General features: G+C 35.4%; 22 protein-coding genes and 3 tRNA genes. 17 read left to right on the forward strand and 8 right to left on the reverse strand.

The genetic code is table 11. The features are described from left to right. Positions 1-101: 101 nt before the first annotated feature. From dnaA to htrA, 3 genes are all read right to left on the reverse strand, one after another. Positions 102-1,463 (reverse strand): chromosomal replication initiator protein DnaA, encoded by a 1,362-nt coding sequence (gene dnaA / locus D7D54_RS05935; RefSeq protein WP_120719041.1) that lies wholly within the window; start codon positions 1,461-1,463, stop codon positions 102-104. A 216-nt stretch (positions 1,464-1,679) separates the two neighbouring features. Beyond that, entirely contained in the window at positions 1,680-2,438 is a 759-nt protein-coding gene (locus D7D54_RS05940; RefSeq protein WP_020902309.1) for a ParB/RepB/Spo0J family partition protein, read from the reverse strand. 57 nt (positions 2,439-2,495) lie between these two features. Beyond that, positions 2,496-3,677: a serine protease HtrA gene (gene htrA / locus D7D54_RS05945; RefSeq protein WP_120719042.1), complete on the reverse strand. Its 1,182-nt coding sequence runs from the start codon at positions 3,675-3,677 to the stop codon at positions 2,496-2,498. 183 nt (positions 3,678-3,860) lie between these two features. Between htrA and rlmH the strand changes: the two genes are divergently transcribed. From rlmH to D7D54_RS05980, 7 genes are all read left to right on the forward strand, one after another. After that, the gene (gene rlmH / locus D7D54_RS05950) at positions 3,861-4,340 is read left to right on the forward strand and encodes a 23S rRNA (pseudouridine(1915)-N(3))-methyltransferase RlmH (protein WP_120719043.1); all 480 of its coding nucleotides are present in this window, start codon (positions 3,861-3,863) and stop codon (positions 4,338-4,340) included. A gap of 43 nt (positions 4,341-4,383) precedes the next feature. Next, positions 4,384-4,457: transfer RNA gene (locus tag D7D54_RS05955), tRNA-Arg, on the forward strand. Between the two features lie 163 nt (positions 4,458-4,620). Next, entirely contained in the window at positions 4,621-4,743 is a 123-nt protein-coding gene (gene comC, locus D7D54_RS05960; RefSeq protein WP_084928698.1) for a competence-stimulating peptide ComC, read from the forward strand. Between the two features lie 12 nt (positions 4,744-4,755). Then, positions 4,756-6,081 carry a competence system sensor histidine kinase ComD gene (gene comD, locus D7D54_RS05965; RefSeq protein WP_120719044.1) on the forward strand — a complete coding sequence of 442 codons (1,326 nt, stop codon included), beginning with the start codon at positions 4,756-4,758 and terminating at the stop codon, positions 6,079-6,081. Then, complete coding sequence (gene comE, locus D7D54_RS05970) at positions 6,078-6,830, forward strand: competence system response regulator transcription factor ComE (RefSeq protein ID WP_000866073.1); 753 nt, start codon at positions 6,078-6,080, stop codon at positions 6,828-6,830. The genes comD and comE overlap by 4 nt, the downstream gene beginning before the upstream one ends. A gap of 51 nt (positions 6,831-6,881) precedes the next feature. Then, positions 6,882-6,953 (forward strand) — tRNA-Glu (locus D7D54_RS05975). A gap of 5 nt (positions 6,954-6,958) precedes the next feature. Next, a tRNA-Asn gene (locus D7D54_RS05980) sits at positions 6,959-7,032 on the forward strand. A 40-nt stretch (positions 7,033-7,072) separates the two neighbouring features. On the opposite strand, the gene D7D54_RS05985 is transcribed toward D7D54_RS05980, so the two are convergent. Then, the gene (locus D7D54_RS05985; RefSeq protein ID WP_020902304.1) at positions 7,073-7,615 is read right to left on the reverse strand and encodes a TetR/AcrR family transcriptional regulator; all 543 of its coding nucleotides are present in this window, start codon (positions 7,613-7,615) and stop codon (positions 7,073-7,075) included. Positions 7,616-7,742: 127 nt separating this feature from the next. Between D7D54_RS05985 and D7D54_RS05990 the strand changes: the two genes are divergently transcribed. After that, the gene (locus tag D7D54_RS05990) at positions 7,743-10,385 is read left to right on the forward strand and encodes a YhgE/Pip domain-containing protein (RefSeq protein WP_120719045.1); all 2,643 of its coding nucleotides are present in this window, start codon (positions 7,743-7,745) and stop codon (positions 10,383-10,385) included. 28 nt (positions 10,386-10,413) lie between these two features. On the opposite strand, the gene D7D54_RS05995 is transcribed toward D7D54_RS05990, so the two are convergent. Beyond that, complete coding sequence (locus D7D54_RS05995) at positions 10,414-12,957, reverse strand: YfhO family protein (RefSeq protein WP_120719046.1); 2,544 nt, start codon at positions 12,955-12,957, stop codon at positions 10,414-10,416. Between the two features lie 58 nt (positions 12,958-13,015). Then, entirely contained in the window at positions 13,016-14,638 is a 1,623-nt protein-coding gene (locus D7D54_RS06000) for an ATP-binding cassette domain-containing protein (protein WP_120719047.1), read from the reverse strand. Positions 14,639-14,843: 205 nt separating this feature from the next. Here D7D54_RS06000 and trpS point away from each other — a divergent pair, with 205 nt between their 5' ends. Continuing rightward, a complete protein-coding gene (gene trpS / locus D7D54_RS06005; RefSeq protein ID WP_120719048.1) occupies positions 14,844-15,869 on the forward strand; it encodes a tryptophan--tRNA ligase in 1,026 nt (341 codons plus the stop codon). A gap of 151 nt (positions 15,870-16,020) precedes the next feature. Continuing rightward, positions 16,021-17,499: an IMP dehydrogenase gene (guaB, locus tag D7D54_RS06010; protein WP_000073418.1), complete on the forward strand. Its 1,479-nt coding sequence runs from the start codon at positions 16,021-16,023 to the stop codon at positions 17,497-17,499. A 49-nt stretch (positions 17,500-17,548) separates the two neighbouring features. Here guaB and recF read toward each other — a convergent pair whose 3' ends face one another. Then, complete coding sequence (gene recF, locus D7D54_RS06015) at positions 17,549-18,646, reverse strand: DNA replication/repair protein RecF (protein ID WP_120719049.1); 1,098 nt, start codon at positions 18,644-18,646, stop codon at positions 17,549-17,551. 2 nt (positions 18,647-18,648) lie between these two features. Then, complete coding sequence (gene yaaA, locus D7D54_RS06020; RefSeq protein ID WP_120719050.1) at positions 18,649-19,017, reverse strand: S4 domain-containing protein YaaA; 369 nt, start codon at positions 19,015-19,017, stop codon at positions 18,649-18,651. A gap of 158 nt (positions 19,018-19,175) precedes the next feature. Here yaaA and yfmF point away from each other — a divergent pair, with 158 nt between their 5' ends. The 7 genes from yfmF to D7D54_RS06055 are packed head-to-tail and all read left to right on the forward strand — an operon-like array spanning position 19,176 to position 25,566. Further along, a complete protein-coding gene (gene yfmF / locus D7D54_RS06025) occupies positions 19,176-20,426 on the forward strand; it encodes an EF-P 5-aminopentanol modification-associated protein YfmF (RefSeq protein ID WP_120719051.1) in 1,251 nt (416 codons plus the stop codon). Next, on the forward strand, positions 20,423-21,706 hold the full coding sequence (yfmH, locus tag D7D54_RS06030; RefSeq protein WP_120719052.1) for an EF-P 5-aminopentanol modification-associated protein YfmH: 1,284 nt from the start codon (positions 20,423-20,425) through the stop codon (positions 21,704-21,706). The genes yfmF and yfmH overlap by 4 nt, the downstream gene beginning before the upstream one ends. A 41-nt stretch (positions 21,707-21,747) precedes the next feature. Next, on the forward strand, positions 21,748-22,575 hold the full coding sequence (gene rodZ, locus D7D54_RS06035; RefSeq protein ID WP_033682519.1) for a cytoskeleton protein RodZ: 828 nt from the start codon (positions 21,748-21,750) through the stop codon (positions 22,573-22,575). A gap of 10 nt (positions 22,576-22,585) precedes the next feature. Beyond that, positions 22,586-23,131: a CDP-diacylglycerol--glycerol-3-phosphate 3-phosphatidyltransferase gene (gene pgsA, locus D7D54_RS06040; RefSeq protein WP_020900979.1), complete on the forward strand. Its 546-nt coding sequence runs from the start codon at positions 22,586-22,588 to the stop codon at positions 23,129-23,131. Next, entirely contained in the window at positions 23,128-23,955 is an 828-nt protein-coding gene (locus D7D54_RS06045; protein WP_033682518.1) for an energy-coupling factor ABC transporter ATP-binding protein, read from the forward strand. Before pgsA ends, D7D54_RS06045 begins: the two co-directional genes overlap by 4 nt. After that, complete coding sequence (locus tag D7D54_RS06050; protein ID WP_120719053.1) at positions 23,940-24,779, forward strand: energy-coupling factor transporter ATPase; 840 nt, start codon at positions 23,940-23,942, stop codon at positions 24,777-24,779. The genes D7D54_RS06045 and D7D54_RS06050 overlap by 16 nt, the downstream gene beginning before the upstream one ends. Beyond that, the gene (locus tag D7D54_RS06055) at positions 24,772-25,566 is read left to right on the forward strand and encodes an energy-coupling factor transporter transmembrane component T family protein (protein ID WP_000377896.1); all 795 of its coding nucleotides are present in this window, start codon (positions 24,772-24,774) and stop codon (positions 25,564-25,566) included. The genes D7D54_RS06050 and D7D54_RS06055 overlap by 8 nt, the downstream gene beginning before the upstream one ends. Positions 25,567-25,620: the final 54 nt, after the last annotated feature.

Below are 25,620 nucleotides of genomic sequence, written 5' to 3' on the forward strand. Positions count from 1 at the left end.
GAAATCTGTGGAAAACAGACTTTAAACAAGTCATATCAAGTTTTTTGGCTTGTTTAAAAAATGTGGATAAAAAAGATAAAAAAGCAAAAGTTATCCACAGGTTATTTGATTTTCTTTTTGATTGATTCAATTTCTAACCGTAAATTATCGTCTTCATCAATCAAAGATTTAATTTTGGCATGGGCATGAATGACTGTTGTATGGTCTTTTCCTCCGAATTCTTTTCCTATTTTCGGAAGACTGTTATCTGTTAATTCTCTAGAAAGATACATGGCTACTTGACGTGCTAAAACAATATTTTGAAGGCGTCTGCTTCCCTTCATTTCTTTGACACTGACACCATAAAAGTTACCAACTTCATTTTGGATTTTATCAATTGGGATGATGAGCATTTGGCTAACATCTTGTTTGCGAGCTCGAATAGCTTCTGCAGCGATATCGATAGTGATATCCTTAATCTTCTTCACTCTGGCAATTAAAGTGATGTCGTTGATTGCTCCTTCAAGTTCTCGAACGTTTGAATCAAATTGGCCAGCTAGGTATTCTAGGGTATCACTTTGGAAATGGTAGTCTAAATGCTCTGTTTTGCTTTGTAAAATAGCAATACGTGTCTCAAAGTCAGGTGGTGTGATGTTTTGCGTCAAGCCCCAGCTAAAGCGCGTGACAAGCCTTTCTTCAAGGCCTTCTAGGTGTTTAGGACTACGATCACTAGTCAGAACAATTTGTTTTTGATTGCTATGGAGAACATTGAAAGTATTGAAAAATTCTTCCTGAGTTGCAACTTTTTTTCCACTCAGTGATTGGATATCATCAATTAACAAGAGATCAAGGCTACGGTAAGTTTTTTTGAACTTTTCCATTTCACCAAGTCTCAGGTGTTCAAGAAAGTCGTTGATAAAGCTTTCAGCAGGAATGTACTTAACACGCGCATCAGGAATATTTTTCAAAATCTCATTCCCAATGGCATTGAGTAAGTGAGTCTTACCAAGGCCAGGTCCTCCATAGATAAAAAGAGGATTATAGGTCAAGGCCAAATCTTCAGAGACAGCCAAGGCGGCTGATACAGCCCAAACATTACCATCCCCTTGAATAAAATTATCAAAGGTATATTTTTCTTTTAATCCAGTATCCGAATAAGGAATAGATGCTAACTTTGGACTATAGTCATAAAGAGTTGAATTTGGAGCTTCTTCAACTTGTGAGACAGTAGTATCTTGAGGTTTGATGAAAATATAGTGGGGAGTTATCTCAGCATCATAAATCTCAAAACCAGCTACTACAATGATATCTTTTAGTTGTTTTTCCCAGACCATTTCCATTTCAGATCGTGGTAAAAATATAGTGGCAACATTTTCCTCTACCTTGATGAGTTCAGCTTGAATAGCATAGAAATCATACATGGATCGAGTCAGTCTTTCTTGAGCAAATTCTAAGATACGATTCCAAAATTGTTTTTCTTTCAATCCGTCCTCCTCCTTTACTACTTGTTTAAAAGTTTAATGCTAGACTTATTTTACCATAGATAATAAGATTTTTCCACAAGTTGTGAAAAATAATCCACAATGTTATCAAGTTTTATCCACAGGTTGGGGATAAAATCAGAAACTGTTGATTTATGAAGCTTTTTTTTGAAAAAAATAGTGGATAACCTTGTGAGATAAAAAAATAAAAGAACAGCCTTATTTCAGGCTGTTGATAATTCTACTGTATTCTTCTTGATTTGAAAAAGAAATAATGATTTTTCCACTGTCTTTTTTAGACAGTTTGATTTCTACATCTAATCCGAGTAGTTTTTTTAACTGTTCTTCTTCATTTTGTATGAAATGATCATTTTTTTGCAGTTTCTTTTGTTTTTTCTCTGTCAGAAGAGCTTCTAACTTTCTTACAGAAATGTCTTCTTCTATAATTCGTTGAAAGAAATAGTCTTGTTGTTCCTTATTCAACCCAACGAGAGAACGCGCATGGGCTTGTGATAGTTGGCCATTTTCTACTTCTGAGAGGATCTGTTCTGGCAAGGACAGCAAGCGAATGGAGTTGCTGATATAAGGACGAGACTTACCCATTTTATCTGCAATTTCAGCATGGGTAAATCCTTTCTCTACAAGAGATTCATAGGCGCGTGCTTCTTCTATTGGATTTAAATTTTCTCTTTGCAAATTTTCAATGATGGACTGGACCATCATTTCTTGATCTGAAAGCTGTTTAACAACAGCTGGGATAGACCTTAGACCAGCTAAAAGTGAAGCCCGATAGCGTCTCTCTCCTGCAAGGATTTCATAACCAATAACAGGAGATTGACGAACAATAATCGGTTGAATGACCCCATTTTCTTTGATAGACTGTGCTAGTTCATGTAGTTTTTCTCCATCAAATTCTTTTCGAGGTTGATAGGGATTTTTTTGTATATCTGTGATAGAAATCATTTCAAATTTTTCCATGATTCTACACTAACACATCTTTTCTCTTATGTAAAGCTTTCTTTACATAGATGTCAATTAAGATTCTAAATCACCTGAACTCTTGTCAAGCTTAATAGATGTAGTTTCTTCTTTACCGTTACGATAGTAAGTTATCTTAATGGTGTCTCCGATAGAATGATTGTAAAGAGCACTTTGTAAGTCTGTTGATGAAGCAATGTCTTTGTCATCTACTTTTGTAATAACGTCGTATTTTTCAAGGTGACCATTGGCAGGCATATTGCTCTGCACAGAACGAACAACTACACCAGATGTTACACTACTTGGAATATTCAGTCTTCTAGTATCACTTGTATTAATATTTGAGAGATTGACCATTTGGATGCCCAAAGCTGGACGAGTCACTTTTCCGTTCTTTTCTAACTGTTCAATAATATTGATAGCATCATTTGCAGGGATTGCAAAACCAAGACCTTCTACAGATGTTCCTCCATTTGTTGCAATTTTACTTGAGGTAATTCCGATAACCTGTCCTTGAATATTGATTAGTGGGCCACCAGAGTTACCTGGGTTAATAGCAGTATCAGTTTGGATGGCTTTCGTAGAAATGGCTTGTCCATCTTCAGATTTTAAAGATACATTTCGATTAAGACTAGATACGATACCTTGAGTGACAGTATTTGCATATTCAGAACCTAACGGGCTACCGATGGCAATAGCAGTTTCTCCTACGGTTAACTTGCTAGAATCACCAAACTCCGCTACTGTTGTCACTTTTTCTGAAGAGATTTTGACGACAGCAATATCAGAGAAAGTATCCGCTCCGACAATTTCTCCAGGTACTTTAGTTCCATCTGACAAACGAATATCTACTTTGCTGGCGCCATTTATAACGTGATTATTGGTGACAATATAAGCTTCTTTATCATTCTTTTTATAAATAACCCCAGATCCTTCACTAGAGATTTGCTGAGAATCAGTGTCAGTATCATCATTACCAAATACGCTATTTTGTCTGTTAGCTGAATAAGTAATAACAGAAACAACAGCGTCTTTTACTTTGTTAACAGCCTGTGTTGTTGAATTTTCGTTCTTATAGGCAGTCTGTGTAATAGTACTATTGTTGTTGGAGTTACTTACAGTACTTTTCTGAGTTAGTTGGTTTATTGAAAAACTCCCCAAGGCTCCACTAATAAAGCTAATGACGATAACGACTAATAATTGAAACCATTTTTTGTAAAATGTTTTGAGATGTTTCATATTTGCCTCCATATGTTTTAGATTAATGAAAGTATAAACTGACTAGCTTAATTATAACTTAAAAATAAAAGTTTTTCACAGATTGTGGATAACTTTCAAAAATCTGTGGTTTTCTCGGCTAAAATTAACCTTTTATTTTGTGAATAAGATGTGAAAAAATAGAGAATATGTTAGAATAGAGTCATGAAAATTAAAGTTGTAACAGTTGGGAAACTGAAAGAAAAGTATTTAAAAGATGGTATCGCAGAGTATTCAAAACGAATTTCTCGATTTGCTAAGCTTGAAATGATTGAGCTAGCAGATGAAAAAACACCAGATAGGGCCAGTGAGTCAGAAAATCAAAAGATTTTAGAAATAGAAGGTCAGAGAATTTTATCAAAAGTTGGTGACCGTGATTTTGTTATTGCGTTAGCTATTGAAGGGAAAACTTTCTCCTCAGAAGAATTTAGTAAGCAGTTAGAAGAAGCCTCTATAAAAGGATTTTCTACTCTTACCTTTATTATTGGAGGGAGTCTGGGGTTAGCACAGGATGTAAAAAAGAGAGCCAATCTTTCTGTTAGTTTTGGACGTTTAACCTTGCCTCATCAGTTAATGAGACTAGTCCTTGTTGAACAAATCTATCGGGCTTTTACGATTCAGCAGGGATCACCCTATCATAAATAGAAAATTGACTTTCAATTGGATTTTTGGTAGAATAGCTGTATTAGGTCTCATAGCTCAGCTGGATAGAGCATTCGCCTTCTAAGCGAACGGTCGCAGGTTCGAATCCTGCTGGGATCAATATAGTAGCAAAGCTGGGAATTTTCCCGGCTTTTTTCTTAAAAAAGTACACTTGGGGAGAAAAAAATGACAGTTGAGAGAATTTTATCTAAAACGAAATTCCATTTTGTATAATTGTTTTTGTAAGTTAGCTTACAAGAAAAAACATTGAGGAGATTTTATTATGAAAAACACAGTTAAATTGGAACAGTTTGTAGCCTTGAAGGAAAAAGACTTGCAAAAGATTCAAGGTGGGGAGATTAGGATAGCAGATAAAATTTTCTTTAATTTGTTTAAAAGAAGATAAAGGGGGATCAGAATGGATTTTTTCTTAGTAGTAGATTTTATATTATATTTTTTAATTATTAGTCACAGTTACCATTTAATTTGTAAAGGTCAAATAAAAGCAAAGGAATTATACGTTTTTGGTGCTTATACATTACTATTACAAATAATCCTTGGTCTTCCCTTCTATTTTCTATCTTTAGATGAATTAGGGATTGTAACATTTTTATTTCCTTTGGTATTATATTCCTATTTTAGATGGATTAAACAGTATGAGAGGGATAAAGGATTATTCCTAAGTTTACTACTATCTCTTTTATATGAGAGTCCTCACACCTTTCTGTCCGTAACTTTCTCCTCTATAACAGGAGACAATTTTGTTTTACAATATTATGGCCTATTCTTTTTCGTTGTAGCGGTGTTGACTTATATCGTCATCGTAACAAACATTCGTTATTTCCATTTGGAACTATCCTATTTTGACAAAGATTACCTTTATCCTTTCTTGAAAAAAGTATTTTTTGCCTTACTATTGCTACATGTTGCATCTTTCGTTTCAGATATGGTAAGTACGATTAAACATTTGAATAGTTTTGGAAGTATTTTATCATCTATCGTCTTTATCTCTTTACTTTTGACCTTTTTTGCAATGAATTCGCATAAAGAACAAATGGAGAAAGAGATTGCTTTGAAGCAGAAGAAATTTGAACAGAAACATTTACAGAATTATACAGATGAAATTGTCGGTCTGTATAATGAAATTCGTGGTTTTAGACATGACTATGCTGGGATGCTTGTTAGCATGCAGATGGCAATTGACAGTGGTAATTTACAGGAAATTGACAGAGTTTACAATGAAGTTTTGGTCAAAGCTAATCACAAACTGCGTTCAGATAAGTACACTTACTTTGATTTGAACAACATAGAAGATTCAGCTTTACGAAGTTTGGTTGCTCAGTCAATTGTCTATGCTCGAAATAATGGTGTAGAGTTTACATTGGAAGTAAAAGATACTATTACTAAGCTCCCAATTGAACTATTGGATTTGGTTCGTATCATGAGCGTTTTATTGAACAATGCTGTTGAAGGATCGGCTGATAGTTATAAAAAGCAGATGGAAGTAGCAGTTATTAAGATGGAAACTGAAACAGTTATTGTGATTCAGAATTCATGCAAAATGACGATGACTCCTTCAGGAGATCTATTTGCTTTAGGATTCTCCACTAAGGGAAGAAATCGCGGAGTAGGATTAAATAATGTGAAAGAACTACTAGATAAGTACAACAATATTATTTTAGAAACAGAGATGGAAGGCAGTACATTTAGACAAATCATTAGATTTAAGAGGGAATTTGAATGAAAGTTTTAATTTTAGAAGATGTTATTGAACATCAAGTGAGACTAGAGAGAATATTGGATGAAATTTCGAAAGAATCGAATATTCCAATATCATACAAGACAACGGGAAAAGTTCGTGAGTTCAAGGAATATATTGAAAACGACGAAGTAAACCAGCTTTATTTTCTAGATATCGATATTCATGGAATTGAGAAAAAAGGGTTTGAAGTTGCCCAGTTTATTCGTCATCACAATCCTTATGCTATTATCGTCTTTATCACCAGTCGATCAGAGTTTGCAACTCTAACCTATAAATACCAGGTATCAGCCTTAGATTTTGTTGATAAGGATATCAATGATGAGTTGTTTAAGAAGAGAATTGAGCAAAATATCTTTTACACGAAGAGTATGTTACTTGAAAATGAAGATGTGGTAGATTATTTTGACTACAATTACAAGGGAAATGATTTAAAAATCCCTTACCATGATATTTTGTATATTGAAACGACAGGAGTCTCTCATAAATTGCGCATTATTGGTAAGAATTTTGCAAAAGAGTTTTATGGTACCATGACAGATATTCAGGAAAAGGACAAACATACTCAGCGATTTTATTCTCCTCATAAGTCATTTTTGGTAAATATAGGCAATATCAGAGAAATTGATCGAAAAAACCTAGAAATTGTTTTCTATGAAGACCATCGTTGTCCTATTTCAAGATTAAAAATTAGAAAATTAAAAGATATTCTAGAGAAAAAATCTCAAAAGTGATTGACAATTAGTAAGAAATTGATATAATGGTTATATCTGCTACAGATAGAAGGTCCGTTGGTCAAGGGGTTAAGACACCGCCTTTTCACGGCGGTAACACGGGTTCGAATCCCGTACGGACTATTTTATCCGCCATAGCTCAGTTGGTAGTAGCGCATGACTGTTAATCATGATGTCGTAGGTTCGAGTCCTACTGGCGGAGTATAGATAAAAGGGAACACAACTGTGTTCCTCTTTTTGTATCAATTTGTATCACCAAGCATCTTCATAAGGAAGTCTGTTATTTCTTGAGGACTTTCTTTTTTTCCATGTGCAATCCAAGTTTGGCAGACACCAAAAAGTGCGTGAGTTAGATAGATGCTACTATATTCTAATTCAGTGGTATTGAGATTCAGTTGCATAAATTGCTTTTGTAAATCTGTACTGAGCATGATATGGAGTTTATTTCGTAAGAAATTTTGGATTTCTTTGGTCCCATTTTCAGAAAGAAGGGCAGCCAGAAGTGGTTCTGACTCTAGATATTCAAAGACTTCTAAAATAGCATCTCTTTTGTGATGAGCATGTTTTTGAAAAATATATTCAAATGTATGAAATAGTTTACTTTGATAGTGCTCAATCATATCATACTTATCCTTATAGTGAGTATAGAAGCTGGAACGACTAATTTCGGCTTTTTTTGCTAACTTGACAGTAGAAATTTGATCAAATGGTTGTTCCATTAGTAATTGGACCATAGCATTTTCAATAGTTCTCTTTGTTTTTAAGCGTTTATTACTTTCTTTCATATTTCCTCCTTATAAACAAATTAGACTATATGTCTAAAAATGGATTTTTTATCTTGTAATTTAGATTTTTTAATGTATAATCTATTATATCAAAATTTTAGACAATATGTTTAAAAAAGGAGAAACTATGTTTAAAGAATGGAAAGCAATTTTTAAAAAACCAACCTTTATTATTGTCATGATAGGGATTTCTCTTATTCCAGCTCTGTACAATGTCATATTTTTGTCCTCAATGTGGGATCCATATGGGCAATTGTCTGATTTACCTGTGGCAGTTGTCAATAATGATAAAGAGGCTTCCTATAATGGTAATAGCATGTCTATAGGAAAAGACATGGTGTCCAATTTAAAAGAAAATAAAACATTGGATTTTCATTTTGTAGATGACGAGGAAGGTAAGAAGGGCTTAGAAGATGGCGATTACTATATGGTAGTGACTTTACCAAGTGATTTATCTGAAAAAGCAGCTTCTATTTTAACGAACCATCCAGAGCAAATGAAAATCGATTATCAGACTTCAAGTGGCCATAGTTTTATTGCTAGCAAGATGAGTGATTCTGCAATGACACAATTAAAGCAGAATGTTTCTACCAATGTAACCGAGACTTATACTAAAGCTTTATTCAACAAAATGATCGATTTAAAGGATGGGATGAGTCAAGCAGCGTCTGGTAGTGAAAAACTAACTGATGGAGCGAATCAGTTAGTGGCAGGAAGTCAAACATTAACTACTAACCTACACTCTTTAGCAGATTCAAGTTTAACATTTTCAAATGGAACGGAGCAGTTTACTAAAGGATTATCCTCTTATGTCTCTGGTGTTGAACAACTTCATCTTGGCTTAGGGAATTTTAATAGTGGTTTAGTTACATATACTGGTGCAGTGAGTCAATTAGATAGTGGGTTAGGTCAATTATCTTCTAAAAGCCCTGAATTAGTGAGGGGAATTAATCAATTATATACTGGTGTAGAATCTTATACTGGCGGTGTTTCTAAGCTCAATGCTGGTCTTAATCAATTTTCATCTGGTGTTAGTGCCTACACCAATGGAGTGGGAAATCTTGCAACAGGTGCTAATCAGTTATCTAATCAATCAGCTACACTTCGAATGGGTGTGGAGCAATTAAGTGAAGGAATTCAACAACTTTCTAGCAAGTTAGAGGCTTCGTCTGAGCAAAAAAATCAAATTAATCAATTATCTTCTGGTCTGAATCAGTTAAATCAAGCTATTCAAAATATTGATGTTGGTGATACAAAACAATTAGATTCTGTTTTATCAAGTATAGTATCTCTTTCTAATCAAATGTTAGCAAGTGCTCAGTCTGATAAAGAGACTACATTAGCTAATATTCAATCGACAGCAGCTTATCAATCATTGACAAGTGAGCAACAAGCTGAGATAAGCGCTTCTGTATCTCAAAGTTCGACTGATAGTATTCAATCGGCTCAGTCAATTATAGCTTTAGTACAAGGTTTACAGGGAAGTTTAGAAAACTTACAAAATCAATCTTCAAATCTTTCGACATTAAAAAATCAAGCTAATCAAGTATTACCTATTGCTTCTACTTCTTTGACAGGATTGTCAAGTGGATTAGCAGAAATACAGGGAGCAGTGACGAGTAAATTAGTTCCTGCTAGTCAGTCGATTACATCGGGTGTAAATGCATATACTGCAGGTGTTGATAAAGTTTCTCAAGGCGCAAGTCAACTAAGTGAAAAGAATTACACCTTGACAGGTAGTTTGAACCAATTAGTTTCAGGCTCAACTACCTTGACACAAAAATCTTCTAACTTGACAGCAGGAATTGGTCAATTAGTTGAAAAAACTCCAGAATTAGTGTCTGGTATTGAAAAATTATCAACTGGCTCCAGTCAATTGAATCAAAAGAGTCAAGAATTGATAGCAGGAGTTGATAAATTGCAGTCAGGCTCTAGCCAACTCGCTGACAAATCCAGTCAGTTAATTTCAGGTGCTTCTCAATTAGAAAGTGGAGCTAATAAATTGGCAGATGGAGCTGGGAAACTAGCAGGAGGTGGAACAAAGTTAACTTCTGGATTGGAAGGTTTACAGACAGGAGTTGCTTCTTTAGGACAAGGACTAAGTAATGCTAGTGAACAACTCAAATCAGCATCTACGGAATCTCAAAATGCAGAGATTTTGTCAAATCCTCTCAGTCTTTCCAAAACAGACAATGATCAAGTTCCTGTAAATGGAATTGCAATGGCTCCTTATATGATATCAGTTGCTCTCTTTGTTGCAGCAATATCAACGAATATGATTTTTGCGAAGCTGCCTTCAGGACGTCATCCAGAGAGCCGTTGGGCTTGGTTGAAATCTCGGGCTGAAATAAATGGTATTATAGCTGTTTTAGCAGGGATTTTAGTATATGGAGGAGTCCATCTTATTGGTCTAACTGCAAATCATGAGATGAGAACACTTATTCTCATTATCCTAACAAGTTTAGTATTCATGTCCATGGTGACCGCTTTAACAACATGGAATAGCCGTATAGGAGCTTTCTTTTCTCTTATTTTGCTTTTATTACAGTTAGCATCAAGTGCAGGTACTTATCCACTTGCCTTGACAAATGATTTCTTTAGAGCTATTAATCCTTGGTTACCAATGAGTTATTCAGTTTCTGGATTACGACAAACAATCTCTATGACAGGAAATATTCATCATCAAGTCATTTTCCTTGTTGTGATATTAGCCCTATTTACCGGTTTAGGTATGCTAGCCTATCAACCTAAGAAAATGGAAGAAGATTAAAAAATCGACCGGTTAACTGGTCGATTTTTTATATCTTAGATGACTTTCGTTTGTGATTATAGATTCCAAATAGTAAGAGAGAAGTAAAGGAACAGATTGCTCCAGTAATAAACCCATTAGGAATAAAGGAAAGTGTAATAGTTCCTTTCCCCTTAGGAACGTCAACTTTCATAAAGCCAGTTTGAGCTTGTTTAATTTCTATTTTCTTACCATCTTGGTAGGCAGACCAACCTTTGTCATAAGGAATGGTGAAGAAAATAGACGTATCTTGTTGGACATCATATGTAGCAAAAACCTTATTTTTAGAAGTCGATACCGTTACTGGTTGTTCTTTAATTTTTTGAATTGCCTCAGTTAAAGTTTGGGTATCTAAACGGTAGAAGGTAGGAGATTCAAATGATACTTGTGAATTTCCAGGGAAACTAACATTGATATTGAAAGTTTTTTTCTCTTTTGTATAGCCTAGATTAAAGAAGGAGAAGACATTATCAGTTGTAAAAGTTTTCTTTTCTCCATTTACAAGGATGTCAACCTTCTTTTGTTTGTCATTAGAAAAGTGAAGATTTGTGAAAGAAAAATAAACTTGGCTGTTTTCTGGTACTTCAATTTGATACTGGATTGTTGCATCCTCATTTGAAGAACTTGTAACACTGATCAAATCATCAGTATTTTCTGTTTTTTCATAAGGGATTGGAGAAAAATAATCAAAATCGACGTTAGCAAGTTGATTTAAAAACGAGGCCTGATTATCCAAAGTGTGTTCATTGAACTTGACATCATTGTAAACAGATTGACTAGCAAAGGCAATCGGAAGAGAGAATTGATTTTCGTATAGTGTAAGATTATCTTTTTGATATACATCTTGGAAACCATACTTATCAATAGGATTTTCTGAGATATTGTATTGGATACCAAATAAACTATCAGACAAAATGCTATTATTGGCATAACGGAGATTGAGATTGGTCCCAGAGGATTTAAACCCAAGCTTATCCAAAGTAGAGCTTGCTGAACGATTTCGAACAGAAGAAAATTGAGAGATTCCATTGTAGTTGAATTTCATACTGTCATTTCCTGTCTGAGTTTCTAGTTTTTCAGTACGAGTAAATTGATTTCCAATATATGTTGAAAAAGATTCCATAGCTGGGATATCTCGATTATAAGCACTTCGAGAAGCAAATCCCCATTCCTTAGCAATTCCGTCCATTTGAGATGAAGCATTTAAGCTCATTTCAACCATTATAAATAAAGAAATTAGAATAGCAAATAGATTTACAGAGATAAACTTTTTGATAACTGCAAGGAGTAAAAGAGAATAGACAACTAAAAATTCAAGAGTAAGTAGAATATTCAAATCTGTTAAAAAAGAATAATGCGATTTTAGATAGATGGTAGCTAAAAATCCTGTTACAACAAGAAAAAGCGAAGCTAAAAAATTCCAGACTTTAATTTCTTTCAGACGATTTAAGACTTCTGCTGCTGTGTAAATTAACAAGGTAGAGAAAATCCAAGCATAGCGATGCAAAAACATATTAGGGGTATGCATCCCCTGCCAAAATAAATCAAGGGCCTCTATGTAAAAGCTTGTTATTAAAAAAGTAAAGAAAATTCCATAGATAAGTTTCACGTGAAACTTTATGGATTTTATTGTGAAAAATAGAATGGTTAAAATAAAAGGAAACAATCCAACAAAAATCATTGGGATAGCCCCATACTTTGTTGTATCAAAGGAACCGATGAATTGCTTAGCAAAGAGATCAAGATACCAGCTACTTTCAGTTTGAAACTTTGTAACTTCTGTCAATTTTTCCCCATGTGTCTGTAAATCAAATAGAGTAGGAAGAGTCATAATCAAACTGGTCATTCCTGCTAAAAAGGAAGTAACCATAAAATCAAGAAAAGATGATTTTCGATTTTTAAAGTCCCAAGAAATTTGGCAGAGATACCAGAAAATAAGAAACAATGCTGTCATATATCCAAAATAATAGTTTTGAATAAACAAGATTGACAGACTTGTAAAGTACAATAGGAATTTCTTTTCAGTGATAAGTAGATGTAAACCAGTTATAATTAAAGGAATCAAGATAAAAACATCTAGCCAGGTTTTTATCTCTAATTGACTGACAGTGAAACTCATCAGAGCATAGGAAGTAGATAGAGCTAGTTTTAAAGGCTTGGGAATCGATTGAAATAATTTATTTAAACTAAAGTAAGTTGACAGTCCAATCAATCCAAATTTTAAGAGAGTTGTCAGATAGACAGCATCTGGCATATTCGACAGATTAAAAAAGTAAACTAGAGGTGAAAGGAAACTTCCTAAGTAATAACTAGATAGGGCATAGAAATTTAATCCGAGGCCACTTGTAAAGGTGTAAAACAGACTACTATTTCCATGTAGGATATTTCGTAAAGCTACATCAAAAATAACGTATTGATGAAAGCCATCTCCTAATAGTGGAGATGTATCGCTATTCCAGTAGATACCTTGAGATAGATATACTCCTATCATAATGATTACGGGAATGATGAAAGAAACAAAATAGGTCCAATATGTTTTAAAAAATAATTTCATGTTACCTCATAAAATGTTAGAAAACTCAGCTGGTTAACCCAACTGAGTTTTGAAAATTTTAGTCTTTCCAAAGTTCTTTAACTTTTGCTTGTACTTCTGCATTCTCTAGGAATTCATCATAGGTTTCATCGATACGGTCAATGACGCCATTTTTGGACAAGACAATGATATGGTTAGCTAGAGTTTGAATAAACTCGTGGTCATGGCTGGCAAAGATGATTGATTCTTTGAAGTTTTTCAATCCATCGTTCAAGCTTGAGATAGATTCCAAGTCCAAGTGATTGGTTGGATCATCAAGTACAAGGACATTTGATTTCAAGAGCATGAGTTTTGAAAGCATGACACGCACTTTTTCTCCCCCTGACAAGACGTTTACAGGTTTGTTAACTTCATCTCCAGAGAAGAGCATACGGCCGAGGAAGCCACGTAGGAAAGTATTGTCATCTTCTTCTTTACTTGCGAATTGACGCAACCAGTCAAGGATTGACTCTCCTCCTGCAAAATCTGCCGAGTTATCTTTTGGCAAGTAAGAACGGCTAGTAGTTACTCCCCACTTGACAGTTCCTTCATAGTCAATGTCCCCCATGATTGCACGAATTAATGCAGTCGTTTGGATGTCATTTTGTCCAATTAGCGCTGTCTTATCACCTGGACGTAAGATAAAGCTGATATTATCTAAAATAGTCTCACCATCAATCTTTACAGATAGATTTTCTACTGTCAAGAGATCATTACCGATTTCACGTTCCGCTTTAAAGTTGATAAATGGATATTTACGACTAGATGGTACAATTTCTTCAAGTTCAATTTTATCAAGCATTTTCTTACGTGATGTTGCTTGCCTTGATTTAGAAGCATTGGCAGAGAAACGAGCAACGAATTCTTGCAATTGCTTAATTTTTTCTTCTGCTTTGGCATTACGGTCTGCTAGCAATTTAGCAGCGAGTTCAGAAGATTCCTTCCAGAAGTCATAGTTTCCGACATAGAGTTTGATTTTTCCAAAGTCAAGGTCGGCCATGTGAGTACATACTTTGTTCAAGAAGTGACGGTCGTGGGATACTACGATAACGGTGTTATCAAAATCAATCAAGAAGTCTTCTAACCAAGTAATCGATTGGATATCCAAACCGTTGGTTGGCTCGTCCAAAAGAAGAACATCTGGTTTACCAAAAAGTGCTTTGGCTAGGAGAACTTTTACTTTTTCACCGTTGGCCAATTCGCTCATGTTTTGATAGTGAAATTCTTCTGGAATGTTTAGGTTTTGAAGTAGTTGAGAGGCTTCACTCTCTGCTTCCCAACCTCCAAGCTCGGCAAACTCTCCTTCGAGTTCGGCAGCACGGACGCCATCCTCATCTGAGAAATCTTCCTTCATGTAGATAGCATCTTTCTCCTTCATGATGCTATAAAGTTTTTCATTTCCCATAATAACGACATCAATGGCACGTTCATCTTCATAGTCAAAGTGATTTTGACGAAGAACAGAGAGACGTTCATCTGGACCAAGAGAGATATGACCAGTAGTAGGTTCGATATCTCCAGCTAAAATTTTTAAAAAGGTTGATTTTCCGGCACCATTAGCACCGATTAATCCGTAAGTATTTCCTTCTGTAAATTTGATATTGACATCATCAAAAAGTTTGCGATCACTAAAACGTAGTGAAACATCAGATACTGTAAGCAATATTTTTCTCCTATATGTGTAATATATTTATTCTACTAGAAAATACAGAAATATTCAAATTTTTATTTGTCAATTTTGTGTAAACTATATTTACAGTATTCTTTACACAAATCCGTAAATGGCAAGACTGATTTATTTTGATAAATTACGGTTATTTTATTAAAAAAATGCTATAATTGAAGGGACCATATCGAAGGAGAATAAAATGACTAAACCCATTATTTTAACAGGAGACCGTCCAACAGGAAAATTGCATATTGGACATTATGTTGGCAGTCTCAAAAATCGAGTATTGTTACAGGAAGAGGATAAGTATGATATGTTTGTGTTCTTGGCTGACCAACAAGCTTTGACAGATCATGCCAAGGATCCTCAAACAATTGTAGAGTCTATCGGAAATGTTGCTTTGGATTATCTTGCAGTTGGATTGGATCCAAGTAAATCAACTATCTTTATTCAAAGTCAGATTCCAGAGTTGGCTGAACTATCCATGTATTATATGAATCTAGTTTCATTAGCACGTTTGGAGCGAAATCCAACTGTCAAGACAGAGATTGCTCAAAAAGGATTTGGAGAAAGTATTCCGACAGGCTTCTTAGTTTACCCAATAGCTCAAGCAGCTGACATTACAGCTTTTAAGGCTAATTATGTTCCTGTTGGGACAGATCAGAAACCAATGATTGAACAAACTCGTGAAATTGTTCGTTCTTTTAACAATGCATATAACTGTGATGTCTTGGTAGAGCCGGAAGGTATTTATCCAGAAAATGAGAGAGCAGGGCGTTTGCCTGGTTTAGATGGAAATGCTAAAATGTCTAAATCACTCAATAATGGTATTTATTTAGCTGATGATGCGGATACTTTGCGTAAAAAAGTAATGAGTATGTATACAGATCCAGATCATATTCGAGTGGAAGATCCAGGTAAAATTGAGGGAAATATGGTCTTCCATTATCTAGATGTTTTTGGTCGTCCAGAAGATGTTAAAGAAATTGCTGATATGAAAGAACATTATCAACGAGGTGGTCTTGGTGATGTGAAGACTAAGCGTTATCTACTTGAAATATTAGAGCGTGAACTTGGTCCTATTCGTGAGCGCCGTATCGAATTTGCTAAGGATATGGGAGAAGTTTATAACATGCTTCAAAAAGGTAGTGAAAGAGCGCGTGAAGTTGCGGGTCAAACCCTATCTGAGGTTAAAGGAGCAATGGGACTTCATTACTCTAACTAAGTTTATTTTACAAGAAACTATCATTTCTATCAGGAAGAAAAGATAGTTTTTTATTTACCCCTGTAACATTTGACAAATTTTTATAGAATGGTATGATAGATACAATATAAAAAGAGTCAAGCTCAAAAAGAAAGAAAAGAGGAAACTTCGAATGTCTAATTGGGACACTAAATTTTTGAAAAAAGGTTTTACCTTCGATGATGTATTGCTTATTCCAGCTGAAAGTCATGTATTGCCTAATGATGCAGATTTAACAACTAAATTGGCAGATAATTTGACTTTAAATATCCCAATTATTACCGCTGCCATGGACACAGTAACAGAGAGTCAAATGGCTATTGCCATTGCTCGTGCAGGTGGTCTCGGAGTTATCCATAAAAACATGTCAATTGCTCAACAAGCAGACGAGGTTCGCAAGGTAAAACGTTCTGAAAATGGAGTTATTATTGATCCGTTCTTCTTGACGCCTGAACATACAATTGCTGAAGCTGATGAGCTTATGGGACGTTACCGTATCAGTGGTGTTCCAGTTGTTGAAACACTTGAAAATCGTAAATTAGTTGGTATTTTGACAAATCGAGATCTTCGTTTTATTTCAGATTATAACCAACCAATTTCAAATCATATGACTAGTGAAAATCTTGTGACTGCTCCTGTGGGTACAGATCTTGCAACGGCTGAAAGCATTCTTCAAGAACACCGTATTGAAAAACTTCCCTTGGTAGATGAAGAAGGTCGTCTTTCTGGCTTGATTACTATCAAAGATATTGAAAAAGTTATAGAGTTTCCAAATGCAGCTAAAGATGAGTTTGGTCGTCTTCTGGTTGCTGGTGCAGTAGGTGTTACTTCAGATACATTTGAACGTGCAGAGGCTCTTTTTGAGGCAGGAGCAGATGCAATTGTTATCGATACTGCGCATGGTCATTCAGCAGGTGTCTTGCGTAAAATTGCTGAGATTCGTGCTCATTTCCCAGATCGTACTTTGATTGCTGGAAATATTGCTACTGCTGAAGGTGCACGTGCTCTTTATGAAGCAGGTGTAGACGTTGTCAAGGTTGGTATTGGCCCAGGTTCTATCTGTACTACTCGTGTGATTGCAGGTGTTGGTGTTCCGCAAGTAACAGCTATCTATGATGCTGCAGCTGTTGCGCGTGAATATGGTAAAACGATCATTGCTGACGGTGGAATCAAGTATTCTGGAGATATTGTAAAAGCTCTTGCGGCTGGTGGAAATGCTGTTATGCTTGGATCTATGTTTGCTGGAACTGATGAAGCTCCAGGAGAAACTGAAATCTTCCAAGGACGTAAATTCAAGACTTACCGTGGTATGGGTTCAATCGCTGCTATGAAGAAAGGCTCAAGCGATCGTTACTTCCAAGGTTCTGTCAATGAAGCAAACAAACTCGTTCCAGAAGGAATTGAAGGTCGTGTTGCTTATAAAGGAGCAGCAGCTGATATTGTCTTCCAAATGATTGGTGGTATTCGTTCTGGTATGGGTTACTGTGGTGCAGCTAACCTTAAAGAACTACACGATAATGCTCAATTTATTGAAATGTCTGGTGCTGGTTTGAAAGAAAGCCATCCTCATGATGTACAAATTACTAATGAGGCACCAAATTATTCTATGTAAAAACACTGAAAAGAACTCCCGTGAAAACAGGAGTTCTTTTACAATGTTGTCAACCTTCTTTTACAGTAACTTTACCATCCTGAATAGTGAAGATGCTTAGATTTTCTGGCAGATTTTGAAGATGATCTAAGCTGGTTGTTGTGATAAAGGTTTGTATTGAATGTGAAATCGTTTCTAATAGTTTTAGTTGTCTAGTGTTGTCAAGTTCGCTCATAACATCGTCAAGCAGTAATATTGGAGATTCTGTAGTAATACTTTCCATTAATTCGATTTCTGCTAATTTTATAGATAGGACGAGACTACGATGTTGGCCTTGACTTCCGAAACTAGCGTCCATCCCATTTATATAAAAAGAAATGTCATCTCGATGAGGACCGACACCAGTATTCTTTTTAAATAAATCTCTGGATCTACTTTTTTCTAAAGCAATTTTGAAAGATTCTGATAAGTCTTCTTTGTCAGTTATATTGACAGAAGATTGATAGGATATTGACAACTCTTCAATCTGATTAGAGAGTTCAAAATGTTTCTTACGACCAAATGATTCTAGTTTTTTTATGAAATCTAAGCGGTGATTCATTACACGACATCCATAATCAACTAGCTGATCATCTAAGACTGAAAGGAAGGTTTCATCTATTTTTTGAGCTGATTTTAGGTAAGTGTTTCTTTGCTTTAGGATGTGGTTATAATTGGTTAAATCTGATAAATAGATTGGCTTAATTTGTCCAAGCTCCATATCAATAAATTTTCGTCGAACCGAAGGTGCTCCTTTAATTAGTTGTAAATCTTCAGGAGCAAATAAGACAACATTCATGTGTCCGACATAATCTGAAAGTCGTGCCTGTTTTAAATGATTAACTTTTGTCACACGGCCTTTTTGTGTTAGTTCTATTTCTAGGGGAATGGATCCAGTTTTTTTCTGAACGAGACCTGAAAGATGAAGTTGTTCCTCATCAAAATGAATGAGATTTTTATCTGTTCGAGTTCGATGACTACGCGTTAAGGCTAAAAAATAGATAGCCTCTAGCATATTTGTTTTTCCTTGTGCATTGCGTCCCAAAAAGATATTTAATTTAGGATTAAAGTCTATTTTCGTCTCTTTGTAGTTACGAAAAGTTTTGAGAGATAGGTGTTGTAGCCACATGATTATCTACCAGGAAATCGTGGAGCTTGTTTGCTTTTTGGTGATGAAGTAGGTTTAGAGTTGTCTTTTTTTACTCCCTTATTCATCTCCTTGACAAGTTTAGCGATTCGTTCTTTTTCAACTTTATCAGCTTGGTATTCATCTTGTTCTTCAAAAGTCGGTTGTGTCAACAAGATGTCAATATCCATGTCAGGGATGTCAATTTTATCGCCAATACGAAGTTTTTTACCGCGACGATTCTCTAATTCCCCATTAAAGTAAACAGAATGTTCAGAGAGAAATGATTTGATAGCTCCTCCGCTATGTGTAATTCCAAGTTCTTTGAGTAGTGCTTGGAGGGTAATAAATTCTTCAAATAATTTGTATTCCATAATTCACCTCAATCTTTGGTATTATACCATATTTTCCTAAAAATAGTGAGAGAAACAAGGAGTAATGTAAGCGATTTTTATTTCAAAAGTGTTACAGAGAACAAGAAAATTTCAGGTTTTCGTGATATAATAGAAGTCTGTATATAAGGAGGTAAATCATGGAGTTAGTGCATGGAATTTCAACACATTTTATCCAATCAAAAAAGTTTAAAACGAACAAAATTGCCGTGCGTTTTACCGCTCCATTATCCCTCGATACGATTGCAGGTCGCATGTTGAGTGCGAGTATGCTAGAGACTGCTAATCAGATGTATCCCACTTCTCAAGATTTGAGAAAACATTTGGCCAGTCTATACGGTACAGATATATCAACCAATTGTTTCAGAAGAGGGCAAAGTCACATTGTAGAATTGACATTTACCTATGTTCGTGATGAGTTTTTAAGTAGGAAAAATGTGTTAACTTCTCAGGTTTTGGAACTTTTAAAAGAAACTCTTTTTTCCCCCGTAGTAGTTGATAATGGGTTTGATTCGGACTTATTTGAAATTGAGAAAAAACAATTGTTAGCAAGTTTAGCAGCTGATATGGATGATTCTTTTTATTTTGCACATAAAGAATTGGATAAATTATTTTTTCATGATGAACGTCTTCAATTGGAATATAGTGATTTACGAAATCGTATTTTAGCTGAAACTCCACAAAATTCTTATTCTTGTTTCAAAGAATCTTTAGCCAATGATCGAATAGATTTCTTTTTCTTAGGTGATTTTAATGAGATTGAAATTCAAAATGTATTAGAATCATTTGGTTTTAAAGGTCGAGAAGGAGATGTGAAGGTTCAGTATTGTCAACCTTATTCCAATATTCTGCAAGAGGGTATGATTCGGAAAAATGTGGGACAATCCATTTTGGAATTAGGATATCATTGCCCTTCTGAATATGGTGATGAGCAACATTTACCCATGATTGTAATGAATGGTTTACTTGGTGGATTTGCTCACTCTAAACTATTTACAAATGTCCGTGAAAATGCTGGATTGGCTTATACTATTTCAAGTCAGCTCGATTTGTTTAGTGGATTCTTGAGGATGTATGCTGGCATTGATCGAGAAAATCGGAATCAGGCTCGTAAAATGATGAATAATCAACTGCTTGATTTAAAAAAAGGTTATTTTACAGAACTTGAGCTAGAGCAAACCAAGGAAATGATTCGTCGGTCTTTATTACTTTCTCAAGATAATCAAAGTTCATTGATTGAACGTGCTTATCAAAATGCCTTATTTGGAAAATCTTCAGCAGACTTTAAAGGTTGGATTGCAAAACTCGAGCAAGTTGACAAAGATGCTATTTGTAGAGCAGCTAATAATGTGAAACTACAAGCGATTTACTTTATGGAAGGAATAGAATGACAAAGGTTGTTTTTGAAGAAAAATACTATCCAGCTGTAAAAGAAATGGTTTATCGAACTCGTTTGTCAAATGGCTTGACAGTTGCTCTTTTACCTAAAAAGGAATTTAAAGAGGTTTACGGGAGTGTAACTGTACAGTTTGGTTCGGTAGATACGCTTGTCACAGAAGTTGACGGAGATGTAAAAGAATATCCTGGAGGAATTGCTCATTTTCTTGAACATAAATTATTTGAGAGAGAAGATGCTAGCGATTTGATGTCAGCTTTTACGAGTCTAGGTGCGGATAGCAATGCCTTTACAAGCTTTACAAAAACAAACTATCTTTTTTCAGCAACGGATTATCTCTTAGAGAATGTAGATTTACTTGATGAATTGGTGACATCAGCACATTTTACTGAAGATTCCATTTTAAGAGAGCAGGATATTATTCAGCAAGAACGAGAAATGTATCAAGATGATCCAGATTCGTGTTTATTCTTTTCAACTTTAGCGAATTTGTATCCTGGTACACCTTTAGCAACTGATATAGTTGGAAGTGAGGAGTCCATTTCCCAAATTAATCTAACTAATTTGCAAGAAAATTTCACAAGGTTTTACAAACCTGTAAACATGTCTCTGTTTTTAGTTGGCAATTTTGATGTGGATCAAGTACAGGACTATTTTGAAAGAAAAGAACTGGAAGAGTTAGATGTTCAGGAAGTAGCAAGAGAAAAGTTTGTTTTAAAAGATGTAAAGCAAACAGACAGTATGAGAATGGAAGTATCTTCTCCTAAATTAGCGATTGGGATTAGAGGTAAGCGAGAAGTGTCTGAAGCGCATTGCTATCGACATCATATTTTATTAAAATTATTGTTTGCAATGATGTTTGGTTGGACTTCGGATCGTTTTCAGAAATTATATGAATCAGGTAAAATTGATGCATCCTTATCTTTGGAAGTTGAAGTAACAAGTCGTTTTCATTTTGTTATGTTGACAATGGATACAAAAGAGCCAGTTGCTTTATCTCATCAGTTTAGGAAGGCTATTCGTAATTTTACAAAGGATTTGGATATTACAGAAGATCATTTAGATATTATTAAAAGAGAGATGTTTGGAGAATTTTTCAGTAGCATGAACTCTCTTGAATTTATTGCAACGCAATATGATGCTTTTGAAAATGGTGAGACAATTTTTGATTTTCCGAAAATTTTACAGGAAATTACTTTGGAGGATGTCCTTGATGCTGGACATCATTTAATAGATGATGGTGATATAGTTGATTTTACAATATTCCCATCGTAGTAACCTATCATAATCGATACTAGAAAGAAGGAATGACAAGTATGAGGAAAAAAACAATTGGTGAGGTTTTACGTTTAGCTAGAACCAACCAAGGGTTGACTTTAGAAGAATTACACAAAAAAACAGAAATTCAGTTGGATATGTTGGAAGCGATGGAAGCTGATGATTTTGATCAACTTCCTAGTCCATTTTATACTCGTTCTTTTCTGAGAAAGTATGCGTGGGCAGTTGAGCTAGATGAGCGAATTGTCTTGGATGCTTATGATTCTGGGAGCATGATTACTTATGAAGAAGTAGATGTTGATGAAGACGAGTTGACAGGTAGGAGACGTTCAAGTAAGAAAAATAAGGCATCATTTTTACCTTTATTTTATTTTATACTCTTTGCATTATTGATTGTCATTTTTGTGACCTATTATGTTTGGAATTATCTCCAGACTCAACCTGAGCGTTCATCTGCGTCTAGTTATAGTGTAGTCCAAGCAACAAGCTCAACTAGTTCTGTAACTTCATCCTCAAGTAGTAGTTCATCAAGTAGCTCTTCGAATATTGAACCAGTTATAAGTGTATCAGGTGAAGGAAATTATGTAGAAATCGCTTATAAAACAAGTAAGGAAACTGCAAAATTGCAATTATCGGTTTCAGATGCTAGAAGTTGGGTTAGTGTTTCAGAAAGTGAGCTTGAGGGTGGTGTGACCTTATCACCGGATAATAAAAGTGCGGAAACAACAGTTTCAACAAAAAATCCTGTGACCATTACTTTAGGTGTTGTCAAAGGTGTTGATTTAACAGTAGATAATCAGACTGTTGATTTATCGAAATTAACAGCTCAGACTGGACAAATCACTGTAACCTTTACTAAAAATTAAGGAAAAACGAATGAAAAAAGAACAAATTCCAAATCTCTTAACAATAGGTCGAATTCTCTTTATACCTATTTTTATCTTTATTTTAACGGTAGGAAATTCGATAGAGAGTCATATAGTAGCAGCTATTATCTTTGCTATTGCCAGTATTACTGATTATTTAGATGGATATTTAGCTCGTAAATGGAATGTGGTCAGTAATTTTGGTAAATTTGCAGATCCCATGGCGGATAAGTTACTAGTTATGTCGGCTTTTATTATGTTGATTGAGTTAGGAATGGCTCCGGCTTGGATTGTTGCAGTGATTATCTGTCGTGAGTTGGCTGTGACAGGTTTAAGGCTTTTATTGGTTGAAACTGGTGGGACGGTTTTAGCAGCAGCAATGCCTGGAAAAATTAAAACTTTCAGTCAGATGTTTGCCATTATTTTCTTGCTATTACACTGGACTTTGATTGGCCAAGTTCTACTTTATGTAGCCTTGTTTTTCACTATCTACTCTGGCTATGATTATTTCAAGGGTAGTGCCTATGTATTTAAAGGGACATTTGGTTCGAAATGAAATCAATAATTGATGTAAAAAATCTTTCTTTTCGTTATAAGGAAAATCAGGAATACTACGATGTGAAGGATATTACGTTTCACGTGAAACGTGGAGAATGGCTTTCGATTGTAGGGCATAATGGTAGTGGTAAATCAACGACGGTTCGATTAATTGATGGTTTACTGGAAGCAGAATCTGGAGAGATTGTAATTGATGGCCAACGGTTGACTGAGGGAAATGTTTGGAATATACGTCGTCAAATCGGTATGGTTTTTCAAAATCCAGATAATCAATTTGTTGGAGCGACTGTTGAAGATGATGTTGCCTTTGGTTTGGAAAATCAGGGACTTTCTCGACAAGAAATGAAAAAAAGAGTGGAAGAAGCTTTGGATTTGGTTGGCATGTTGGACTTTAAAAAGAGAGAGCCAGCTCGTCTGTCAGGTGGTCAAAAGCAACGTGTGGCCATTGCAGGTGTTGTAGCCCTAAGACCAGCTATTTTAATACTAGATGAAGCAACGAGCATGTTGGATCCTGAGGGACGTAGAGAACTGATTGAGACAGTAAAAGGAATTCGGAAAGACTATGATATGACGGTCATTTCCATCACACATGATTTGGAAGAAGTTGCCATGAGTGATCGTGTATTAGTCATGAAAAAAGGGGAAATTGAATCAACTAGTAGTCCAAGGGAACTTTTCTCTCGAAATGATTTAGATCAAATTGGATTAGATGATCCTTTTGCCAATCAATTAAAACATTCTTTGAGCCAGAATGGCTATGATTTGCCTGAAAATTATTTGACAGAAAGCGAGCTAGAGGATAAGCTATGGGAATTACTCTAGAAAATGTGAGTTTTACGTATCAAGAAGGGACTCCCTTAGCTTCAACAGCTTTGTCAGATGTTTCTTTGACGATTGAAGATGGTTCTTATACGGCTTTAATTGGCCACACAGGTAGTGGCAAATCAACTATTTTACAACTTTTAAATGGTTTATTGGTTCCAAGTCAAGGGAGTGTGCGGGTTTTTGATACCTTCATCACCTCGACTTCTAAAAACAAAGATATTCGTCAAATTAGAAAACAGGTTGGCTTGGTATTTCAGTTTGCTGAAAATCAGATCTTTGAAGAAACGGTTTTGAAAGATGTTGCTTTTGGACCGCAAAATTTTGGAGTTTCTGAAGAAGATGCGGAGCAGATTGCGCGTGAGAAACTGGCTCTGGTTGGAATTGATGAATCACTTTTTGATCGCAGTCCGTTTGAGCTATCAGGTGGACAAATGAGACGTGTGGCCATTGCAGGCATACTTGCCATGGAACCAGCCATATTAGTCTTAGATGAGCCCACAGCAGGCCTAGATCCCCTGGGAAGAAAAGAGCTGATGAATTTATTCAAAAAACTCCACCAGTCAGGGATGACCATTGTCTTAGTAACGCATTTGATGGATGATGTTGCTGAATATGCGAACCAGGTATATGTGATGGAAAAGGGACGTTTAGTTAAGTTTGGTAAACCAAGTGATGTCTTTCAAGATGTTGTCTTTATGGAAGAAGTGCAGTTGGGAGTACCTAAAATTACATCCTTTTGTAAACGATTGGCTGATAGAGGCGTGTCATTTAAACGATTACCGATTAAGATAGAGGAGTTCAAGGAGTCGCTAAATGGATAGTATGATTTTGGGGCGTTATATCCCAGGGGATTCGATAGTTCACCGATTGGATCCACGCAGCAAATTACTGGCTATGATGCTACTGATTTTGATCGTTTTTTGGGCTAATAATCCCTTGACGAATCTAATTCTTTTTATAGCGACAGGGATATTTATTGCTTTGTCAGGAGTATCTCTTTCATTTTTTATTCAGGGCTTGAAGTCTATGTTTTTCTTGATTGCCTTCACAACTATTTTTCAACTGTTTTTCATTTCTAATGGGAATGTTTTATTTGAGTTTTCGTTTGTGAGAATTACGGATTATGCTTTGCAACAAGCTGGAATTATCTTTTGTCGCTTTGTATTGATTATTTTCTTTTCAACTTTGTTAACCTTAACGACCATGCCCTTAAGTTTGGCATCAGCTGTCGAAGCTCTATTAGCACCTTTAAAGAGTATGAAAGTTCCAGTTCATGAAATTGGATTGATGCTGTCTATGAGTTTGCGTTTTGTCCCAACCTTGATGGATGATACGACGCGGATTATGAATGCACAGAAAGCGCGTGGAGTGGATTTTGGAGAAGGAAGTATTGTTCAAAAGGTGAAGGCTATGATTCCCATTTTGATTCCTCTTTTTGCGACAAGTTTAAAACGTGCGGATTCCTTGGCTATCGCAATGGAAGCGCGTGGTTATCAGGGTGGAAAAGGCAGAAGTCAATATCGACAATTGAAATGGACTCGAAAGGATACGCTGACCATTCTTGTTATTATCATACTTGGTTGTTGCTTATTTTTCTTAAAATCTTAGTAGCTTTCAGGAATTGATAAAAAGTTACTGTAACAGTTTTTGATATAAAGGTAG

Origin of the sequence: Streptococcus chosunensis (assembly GCF_003626515.1) — a bacterium.
GTDB classification, from domain to species: Bacteria; Bacillota; Bacilli; order Lactobacillales; family Streptococcaceae; genus Streptococcus; species Streptococcus chosunensis.